The organism is Pseudomonas baetica (assembly GCF_051216495.1).
In the GTDB taxonomy this organism is placed as follows: domain Bacteria; phylum Pseudomonadota; class Gammaproteobacteria; order Pseudomonadales; family Pseudomonadaceae; genus Aquipseudomonas; species Aquipseudomonas baetica_B.
This window is the reverse complement of sequence record NZ_JBPKAM010000172.1, coordinates 1-7,965: the sequence shown is the minus strand read 5'-3', so window position 1 is coordinate 7,965 and position 7,965 is coordinate 1. Positions and strand designations below refer to the sequence as shown.

The window sequence follows — 7,965 nt, the reverse complement described above, 5'->3', positions numbered from 1 at the left end:
GGCTCGCTCCCACATTGGAATGCATTCCCCTGTGGGAGCGAGCCTGCTCGCGAAGGCGTCCTGGAAACCACCACAACACTCTCAAAAATTATCCGGCGACCGCGCCTTCTCCCGCGCATGGTCCCGGCTGACCAATCCCTTACTCACCAGATCCTTCAACCCCATATCCAGCGTCTGCATCCCCAGCGACCCGCCAGCCTGAATCGATGAATACATCTGCGCCACCTTGTCCTCACGGATCAGGTTACGGATCGCCGAGGTGCCGAGCATGATTTCGTGGGCCGCAATACGCCCGCCACCGATTTTCTTGACCAGCGTCTGGGACACCACGGCCAGCAGTGATTCGGAGAGCATCGAGCGCACCATGGATTTCTCGTCCCCGGGAAATACGTCGATAATCCGGTCGATGGTTTTCGCCGCCGACGTGGTATGTAGCGTGCCGAACACCAGGTGCCCGGTTTCGGCGGCCGTCAGCGCCAGGCGAATCGTCTCGAGGTCACGCATCTCCCCCACCAGAATCACGTCCGGGTCCTCGCGCAGGGCTGAACGTAGGGCCGTGGCGAAGCTGCGGGTATCGCGGTGGACTTCACGCTGATTGATCAGGCATTTGCGCGATTCGTGGACGAACTCGATCGGGTCTTCGATGGTGAGGATATGGTGATGACGATGACTGTTCAGGTAGTCAATCATCGCCGCCAACGTGGTGGATTTGCCGGAGCCGGTCGGCCCGGTCACCAGCACCAGCCCCCGGGGGGCGTCGGTCATCTTGCGGAATACGTCGCCCATGCCCAGCTCGTCCATGCCCATCACCCTGGACGGAATCGTGCGAAACACCGCGCCGGCTCCACGATTCTGGTTGAATGCGTTGACCCGAAAACGCGCAACGCCGGGCACATCGAAAGAAAAGTCGGTTTCCAGGTGCTTTTCGAAATCCACCCGCTGGGTGTCGTTCATGATGTCGTAGATCAGCGTCTGCACTTCCTCGTGATCCAGCGGCGGCAGGTTGATGCGCCGCACATCGCCGTCAACACGGATCATCGGCGGCAGGCCTGCGGACAAGTGCAAGTCGGAAGCTCCCTGCTTGGCGCTGAACGCCAGTAGCTCAGTGATATCCATAGCCCCCCTCAATTCCAGTAGAATGCGGCCAACCTCAGACTCGCTGGCGCCTCTTGAATGTCCACCATAGCAGACAACATTGAACGGGTTAGTTCGCGCATACACGCCGCAACACTCGCCGCCCATCGTGACGAAAACAGCGTCCATCTGCTGGCCGTGAGCAAGACCAAACCCGCACAGGACCTGCGCGAAGCCTATGCCGCCGGCCTGCGTGACTTTGGCGAAAACTATCTGCAGGAGGCTCTGGGCAAGCAGCTCGAACTGGCCGACCTGCCCTTGATCTGGCACTTCATCGGCCCCATTCAATCGAACAAGACTCGCGCTATCGCCGAGCATTTCGACTGGGTGCATTCCGTGGATCGTCTGAAAATCGCACAACGCCTTTCCGAACAACGCCCCGCCGATTTGCCGCCCTTGAACATCTGCATCCAGGTCAACGTCAGCGGTGAAGCCAGCAAGTCCGGTTGCACGCCGGCCGACCTGCCGGCCCTGGCCAATGCCATCAGCACCCTGCCGCGCCTGAAGCTACGCGGGCTGATGGCCATTCCCGAGCCGACCGAAGATCGCACCGCCCAGGATGCCGCTTTCGCTGCCGTGCAAAACCTGCAGGCCAGCCTCGATCTGCCGCTCGACACACTTTCCATGGGCATGAGCCATGACCTTGAGTCGGCCATTACCCAGGGCGCCACTTGGGTTCGTATTGGTACGGCCCTGTTCGGTGCTCGCGACTATGGTCACCCGTGACCCTCTTTATAAGGACCTGACATGAGCAAGACGCGTATTGCCTTTATCGGTGCCGGCAACATGGCCGCCAGCCTGATCGGTGGCCTGCGGGCCAAAGGCCTGGACGCCGCACAGATCCGCGCCAGCGATCCGGGTGAAGAAACCCGCGCACGCGTAAGCGCCGAACACGGCATCGAAGTGTTTGCCGACAACGCCCAAGCCATCGAAGGCGCCGATGTCGTCGTGCTGGCGGTCAAGCCCCAGGCGATGAAAACCGTCTGCGAAGCCATCCGCCCAAGCCTGAAACCCGGTCAATTGGTGGTTTCAATTGCGGCCGGTATTACCTGCGCCAGCATGAACAACTGGCTGGGTAACCAGCCGATCGTGCGTTGCATGCCCAACACGCCAGCGCTGCTGCGCCAAGGCGTGAGTGGTTTGTTCGCCACCGCCCAGGTCAGCGCCGAACAGCGTCAGCAAGCCCAGGAGCTGCTGTCCGCGGTCGGCATTGCCCTGTGGCTGGACGAGGAACAGCAACTGGACGCAGTCACCGCGGTTTCCGGTTCCGGCCCTGCGTACTTCTTCCTGCTGATCGAAGCCATGACGGCTGCCGGCGTAAAACTCGGTCTGCCAGCGGACGTCGCCGCCCAACTGACCGTGCAAACCGCACTGGGCGCTGCGCACATGGCCGTATCCAGCGACGTCGACGCCGCTGAATTGCGTCGCCGCGTCACCTCGCCTGCGGGCACCACGGAAGCGGCCATCAAGTCCTTCCAGGCCGATGGCTTCGAAGCACTGGTCGAAAAAGCACTGGGCGCCGCCGCACACCGCTCGGCCGAAATGGCTGAGCAACTTGGCCGCTAATCAGCACTTAATAAGGAATCAATAATGCTCGGACTCAATGACGCTGCCATTTTTGTGATTCAAACCCTGGGCAGCCTGTATCTGCTGATCGTGCTGCTGCGCTTCATCCTGCAATTGGTGAGGGCGAACTTCTACAACCCGCTGTGCCAGTTCGCCGTGAAGGCCACTCAACCGCTGCTCAAGCCACTGCGTCGGGTCATCCCGAGCATGTTCGGCCTGGACATGTCGTCGCTGGTCCTGGCGCTGCTGGTGCAGATGGCACTGTTCGCGGTGATCCTGCTGCTCAGCGGCTATGAGGTCAACGTGCTGTTCCTGGCGCCATGGGCATTGGTCGGCATCTTCGCGCTGTTTTTGAAGATCCTGTTCTGGGCGATGATCATCAGCGTGATCCTGTCCTGGGTCGCTCCGGGAAGCCATAACCCCGGCGCCGAACTGGTCCAGCAGATCACCGAGCCGGTCCTCGCGCCGTTCCGCCGGATCATCCCGAACCTTGGCGGCCTCGACATCTCGCCGATCTTCGCCTTTATCGTGCTGCAGTTGCTGCAAAGCTGGCTGATCCCGCGCCTGGCGTACTACGCGCTGATGCCGCGTGAGCTGTTCGGTCTGATCTGATCCTGCTGTACCGCGTCATCGTTTTTCGCGAACAGGCTCGCTCCCACAGGAATTGCGCAATACCTGTGGGAGCGAGCCTGCTCGCGAATGCAGCACCCGGTTTCAACTGAATGCAATCAGGCCCGGCCTTTGCTTGCCGCTAACCCCAGCGGTCTTTAGACTTACGCCTCATTTCAACGAGAGCAGGGTCGATGCCAGCTGCCTTTCCCCCCGATTCTGTTGGTCTGGTGACGCCGCAAGTGGCGCACTTCAGCGAACCCCTGGCCTTGGCCTGCGGTCGCTCGCTCCCGGCCTATGACCTGATTTACGAAACCTACGGCACGCTGAACGCCGCGGCGAGCAACGCCGTGCTGATCTGCCATGCCCTGTCCGGCCACCACCACGCGGCGGGCTACCACAGCCCCAACGACCGCAAGCCCGGCTGGTGGGACAGCTGCATTGGCCCCGGCAAGCCAATCGACACCAACAAGTTCTTCGTGGTCAGCCTGAACAACCTCGGCGGTTGCAACGGCTCCACCGGCCCGAGCAGCGTCAACCCGGAGACCGGCAAACCGTTCGGCGCCGACTTCCCGGTGCTGACCGTGGAAGACTGGGTGCACAGCCAGGCGCGCCTGGCCGATCGTCTCGGCATCGCCCAATTCGCCGCCGTGATTGGCGGCAGCCTCGGTGGCATGCAGGCGATGCAGTGGAGCATCACCTACCCTGACCGTATCCGTCACTGCCTGGCCATCGCCTCGGCGCCCAAGCTGTCGGCGCAAAACATCGCGTTCAACGAAGTGGCGCGTCAGGCAATCCTCACCGACCCGGAATTCCACGGCGGTTCATTCCAGGAACAGGGTGTGATCCCCAAGCGCGGCTTGATGCTGGCGCGCATGGTCGGGCACATCACTTATCTGTCCGACGACTCCATGGGCGAGAAATTCGGCCGTGGCCTCAAGAGCGAAAAGCTCAACTACGACTTCCACAGCGTCGAGTTCCAGGTCGAAAGCTACCTGCGCTATCAGGGCGAAGAGTTCTCCGGGCGTTTCGACGCCAACACCTACCTGCTGATGACCAAGGCCCTGGACTATTTCGACCCGGCGGCCGCCTTCGATGATGACCTGGCCAAGACCTTCGCCAAGGCCACCGCCAAGTTCTGCGTAATGTCGTTCACCACCGACTGGCGCTTCTCCCCGGCCCGCTCGCGGGAACTGGTAGACGCGCTGATGGCGGCACGCAAGGACGTCTGCTACCTGGAAATCGACGCGCCGCAAGGCCACGACGCCTTCCTGATTCCGATCCCGCGCTACTTGCAGGCATTCGGTCATTACATGAACCGCATTACGTTTTGAGGAAGACATGAGAGCCGATCTGGAAATCATCCAGGAATGGATCCCCGCCGGCAGCCGCGTGCTCGACCTCGGCTGCGGCGACGGCGAACTGCTGACCTGGCTGCGCGATCACAAGCAAGTCACCGGCTATGGCCTGGAAAACGATGCGGACAACATTGCCGAGTGCGTAGCCAAGGGCATCAACGTCATCGAACAGGACCTGGACAAGGGCCTGGGCAACTTCGCCAGCAACAGCTTCGACATCGTGGTCATGACCCAGGCGCTGCAAGCAGTGCACTATCCGGACAAGATCCTCGACGAAATGCTGCGCGTCGGCCGCCAGTGCATCATCACTTTCCCGAATTTCGGTCACTGGCGCTGCCGCTGGTACCTGGCGAGCAAGGGCCGGATGCCGGTTTCCGAGTTTCTGCCGTACACCTGGTACAACACGCCAAACATCCACTTCTGCACCTTCGCCGACTTTGAAGCGTTGTGCCGCGAACGTGAAGCCAAGGTCATTGATCGGCTAGCCGTGGATCAACAGCATCGACATGGGTGGGCCAGCAAGCTATGGCCTAATCTGTTAGGTGAGATCGGCATTTACCGCGTCAGCAGCCCGGGGCTTGCAGACCACAAGGTCGCGGTCTGAACACCTTACTTCGAGGAGAATGATCATGGGTCGTCTAGCGCTAGTTCTACTCACCGCCTGCCTGAGCGTCTCGGCTTTGGCCGCTGATGCGATCAAAGGTGAACGCAAGGAAGTCTTTGGTGACACGACGGTGCACTACAACACGTTCAACTCCACGTTCCTGACACCGGACATCGCCAAGGCCGCGGAGCTCACCCGCAGCAAGAACCAGGGCGTGATCAATATTTCGGTGCTCAAGGATGGCAAACCGCAGATGGCTCAGGTCAGTGGCACGGTCAAAGACCTGACCAGCCAGAGCGTGAACCTGAACTTCAAGCAAATTACCGAGCAAGGTGCGATCTACTACATCGCCCAATACCCGGTGCCGCAGCAGGAAACCCGCACCTTCGAGATCAAGGTGCAGACCGGTGACAAAATCAACACCATCAACTTCAACCAAGAGCTCTTTCCCGGCGAATGATCAATTTGACGCAACTCGTACTCGCCAGCCATAACGCCGGCAAACTCAAGGAACTCCAGGCCATGCTCGGCGAGTCGGTGCAATTGCGCTCGATTGGCGAATTCAGCAGCGTGGAGCCAGAAGAAACCGGTCTGTCGTTCGTCGAGAACGCCATCCTCAAGGCCCGCAATGCCGCGCGCATTTCCGGCCTGCCGGCACTCGCCGACGATTCCGGGCTGGCGGTGGACTTCCTCGGCGGCGCGCCGGGCATCTACTCGGCGCGTTATGCCGATGGCAAGGGCGATGCGGCGAACAACGCCAAGTTGCTCGACGTGTTGAAGGACGTGCCTGAAGCCGAGCGCGGCGCGCAGTTCGTCTGCGTGCTGGCGCTGGTGCGTCATGCGGACGATCCGCTGCCGATCCTCTGCGAAGGGCTGTGGCACGGCCGCATTCTGACCGAGGCCAGCGGTAAGCACGGCTTTGGCTACGACCCGCTGTTCTGGGTGCCGGAACGCGATTGCTCCAGCGCCGAACTCAGCCCGGGTGACAAGAACCAGATCAGCCACCGCGCCCGTGCAATGGATCTGCTGCGCCAGCGTCTGGGATTGAAATGACCGTTGAATCATCCGCGCCGCTGATCTTCGGCGGCGCGCAAACGCCTCGGGCGGCCCTGCCTGTGCTGCCGCCCCTGGCGCTGTACATCCACATCCCGTGGTGCGTGCGCAAATGCCCTTACTGCGACTTCAACTCCCACACCGCCAGCCCCGTGTTGCCGGAAGAAGAGTATGTGGACGCACTGCTGGCTGACCTTGATCAGGATCTGCATGCCGTCTACGGCCGCGAGCTGAGTTCGATTTTCTTCGGCGGCGGCACGCCGAGCCTGTTCAGCGCCCAAGCCTTGGGTCGCTTGCTCAAGGGCGTCGAACAGCGCATCGCGTTCGCCAGCGACATCGAAATCACCCTGGAAGCCAATCCGGGCACGTTCGAACAAGAGAAGTTCGTCGCCTACCGGGCACTGGGTATCAATCGCCTGTCGATCGGCATCCAGAGCTTCCAGCAGGAAAAGCTCAAGGCACTGGGGCGTATTCACAATGGCGACGAAGCGGTGCGAGCCGCCGGCATGGCGCGCCAGGCCGGGTTCGACAACTTCAACCTGGACCTGATGCACGGCCTGCCCGATCAGTCCCTGGATGACGCGTTGAGCGATTTGCGCCAGGCCATCGCCTTGAAACCGACCCATTTGTCCTGGTATCAGCTGACTCTGGAGCCGAACACCGTGTTCTGGAACCAGCCGCCGACGCTGCCGGAGGACGACACCCTGTGGGACATTCAGGAAGCCGGCCAGGCGCTGCTCGCCGAACACGGCTACACCCAGTATGAAGTCTCGGCCTATGCCCAGCCCAATCGCCCGGCGCGGCATAACCTCAATTACTGGAGCTTTGGCGACTTCATCGGCATCGGTGCCGGCGCCCACGGCAAGCTAAGCCATCCGGACGGGCGCATCATTCGCACCTGGAAGACCCGCTTGCCGAAGGATTACCTGAACCCGAAAAAACGCTTTCAGGCCGGCGAGAAAGCGCTGACCAATGAAGAAATGCCGTTCGAGTTCCTGATGAACGCCTTGCGCCTGACCGCGGGTGTCGAAGCGCGGTTGTACCCGGAACGCACCGGACTGCCCCTGGAAAGCCTCGCCGAAGCCCGCCGCGAAGCCGAACAAAGCGGCCTGTTGCAGGTCGAACCGTCACGTCTGGCGGCCACCGAGCGCGGACAACTCTTCCTCAACGACTTGCTGCAGAAATTTCTGACATAAGGAAATCGAATGGATTTGGTACTCGACCTGCTCGCCACCGTGTCTCGCTGGAGCCGCAGCAACCTCTCGGAAATCGCCCTGGCCCTGGTGGGCTGCCTGCTGGTGTTGTTCGGCGCGGACTTCAAAGGCTGGGTCGAGCAACGCCTGGGCAGCATCGCCGGCGCCTTGCGCGTTCCGCTGATGGCCCTGCTGTGCATGATCGGCAGCGGCGCCGCACTGATCTACGCCACGCCTTGGATCGTCAAGGGTCTGAGCCAGTTCAACAACTACAGCCTCGCGCCGGTGTTGCTGGTGGTGTTGGTGCTCATCGGCGTCGTCGCAGACCGCCGCTGATTTTTACGTGTCCAAAAATAACTGTGGGAGCCAGCCTGCTGGGGGGGGGGGGGGGGGGAGAAGGGGGGGGGTGGGGTAGCCACAAGCAAAACGACTAGGAGTACTAAAGTCG

The 7,965-nt window shown here is 61.3% G+C and carries 10 protein-coding genes; 9 read left to right on the top strand and 1 reads right to left on the bottom strand.

Annotated features, from left to right (window positions below; genetic code table 11):
• Nucleotides 1-81 precede the first annotated feature (81 nt).
• Nucleotides 82-1,116 (bottom strand): type IV pilus twitching motility protein PilT, encoded by a 1,035-nt coding sequence (locus ACSFE6_RS30130; RefSeq protein ID WP_435431020.1) that lies wholly within the window; start codon nt 1,114-1,116, stop codon nt 82-84.
• Nucleotides 1,117-1,173: 57 nt separating this feature from the next.
• On the opposite strand from ACSFE6_RS30130, the gene ACSFE6_RS30125 reads away from it, so the two are divergent.
• From ACSFE6_RS30125 to ACSFE6_RS30085, 9 genes are all read left to right on the top strand, one after another.
• The gene (locus tag ACSFE6_RS30125) at nt 1,174-1,860 is read left to right on the top strand and encodes a YggS family pyridoxal phosphate-dependent enzyme (RefSeq protein ID WP_435431019.1); all 687 of its coding nucleotides are present in this window, start codon (nt 1,174-1,176) and stop codon (nt 1,858-1,860) included.
• Between the two features lie 21 nt (nt 1,861-1,881).
• Nucleotides 1,882-2,700, top strand: coding sequence for a pyrroline-5-carboxylate reductase (gene proC / locus ACSFE6_RS30120; protein ID WP_435431018.1), 819 nt, complete (start codon nt 1,882-1,884; stop codon nt 2,698-2,700).
• Nucleotides 2,701-2,724: 24 nt separating this feature from the next.
• Nucleotides 2,725-3,312 carry a YggT family protein gene (locus ACSFE6_RS30115; RefSeq protein ID WP_435431017.1) on the top strand — a complete coding sequence of 196 codons (588 nt, stop codon included), beginning with the start codon at nt 2,725-2,727 and terminating at the stop codon, nt 3,310-3,312.
• A 191-nt stretch (nt 3,313-3,503) separates the two neighbouring features.
• Nucleotides 3,504-4,643: a homoserine O-succinyltransferase MetX gene (gene metX, locus ACSFE6_RS30110; RefSeq protein WP_435431016.1), complete on the top strand. Its 1,140-nt coding sequence runs from the start codon at nt 3,504-3,506 to the stop codon at nt 4,641-4,643.
• Between the two features lie 7 nt (nt 4,644-4,650).
• Nucleotides 4,651-5,271, top strand: a complete 621-nt coding sequence (gene metW, locus ACSFE6_RS30105; RefSeq protein WP_435431015.1) for a methionine biosynthesis protein MetW — start codon at nt 4,651-4,653, stop codon at nt 5,269-5,271.
• Nucleotides 5,272-5,296: 25 nt separating this feature from the next.
• Nucleotides 5,297-5,731, top strand: coding sequence for a DUF4426 domain-containing protein (locus ACSFE6_RS30100; protein ID WP_435431014.1), 435 nt, complete (start codon nt 5,297-5,299; stop codon nt 5,729-5,731).
• Complete coding sequence (rdgB, locus tag ACSFE6_RS30095) at nt 5,728-6,324, top strand: RdgB/HAM1 family non-canonical purine NTP pyrophosphatase (RefSeq protein ID WP_435431013.1); 597 nt, start codon at nt 5,728-5,730, stop codon at nt 6,322-6,324. Before ACSFE6_RS30100 ends, rdgB begins: the two co-directional genes overlap by 4 nt.
• Entirely contained in the window at nt 6,321-7,520 is a 1,200-nt protein-coding gene (gene hemW, locus ACSFE6_RS30090) for a radical SAM family heme chaperone HemW (RefSeq protein ID WP_435431012.1), read from the top strand. Before rdgB ends, hemW begins: the two co-directional genes overlap by 4 nt.
• Before the next feature lie 9 nt (nt 7,521-7,529).
• Nucleotides 7,530-7,853 (top strand): DUF3392 domain-containing protein, encoded by a 324-nt coding sequence (locus ACSFE6_RS30085; RefSeq protein ID WP_075946317.1) that lies wholly within the window; start codon nt 7,530-7,532, stop codon nt 7,851-7,853.
• Nucleotides 7,854-7,965: the final 112 nt, after the last annotated feature.

Bases quoted from the DNA above. Each gene is read 5' to 3' on its own strand.
- rdgB (WP_435431013.1), top strand. From the start codon at position 5,728: ATGATCAATTTGACGCAACTCGTACTCGCCAGCCATAACGCCGGCAAA.
- ACSFE6_RS30125 (WP_435431019.1), top strand. From the start codon at position 1,174: ATGTCCACCATAGCAGACAACATTGAACGGGTTAGTTCGCGCATACAC.
- metW (WP_435431015.1), top strand. From the start codon at position 4,651: ATGAGAGCCGATCTGGAAATCATCCAGGAATGGATCCCCGCCGGCAGC.
- ACSFE6_RS30115 (WP_435431017.1), top strand. From the start codon at position 2,725: ATGCTCGGACTCAATGACGCTGCCATTTTTGTGATTCAAACCCTGGGC.
- ACSFE6_RS30100 (WP_435431014.1), top strand. From the start codon at position 5,297: ATGGGTCGTCTAGCGCTAGTTCTACTCACCGCCTGCCTGAGCGTCTCG.
- ACSFE6_RS30130 (WP_435431020.1), bottom strand. From the start codon at position 1,116: ATGGATATCACTGAGCTACTGGCGTTCAGCGCCAAGCAGGGAGCTTCC.
- hemW (WP_435431012.1), top strand. From the start codon at position 6,321: ATGACCGTTGAATCATCCGCGCCGCTGATCTTCGGCGGCGCGCAAACG.
- proC (WP_435431018.1), top strand. From the start codon at position 1,882: ATGAGCAAGACGCGTATTGCCTTTATCGGTGCCGGCAACATGGCCGCC.
- ACSFE6_RS30085 (WP_075946317.1), top strand. From the start codon at position 7,530: ATGGATTTGGTACTCGACCTGCTCGCCACCGTGTCTCGCTGGAGCCGC.
- metX (WP_435431016.1), top strand. From the start codon at position 3,504: ATGCCAGCTGCCTTTCCCCCCGATTCTGTTGGTCTGGTGACGCCGCAA.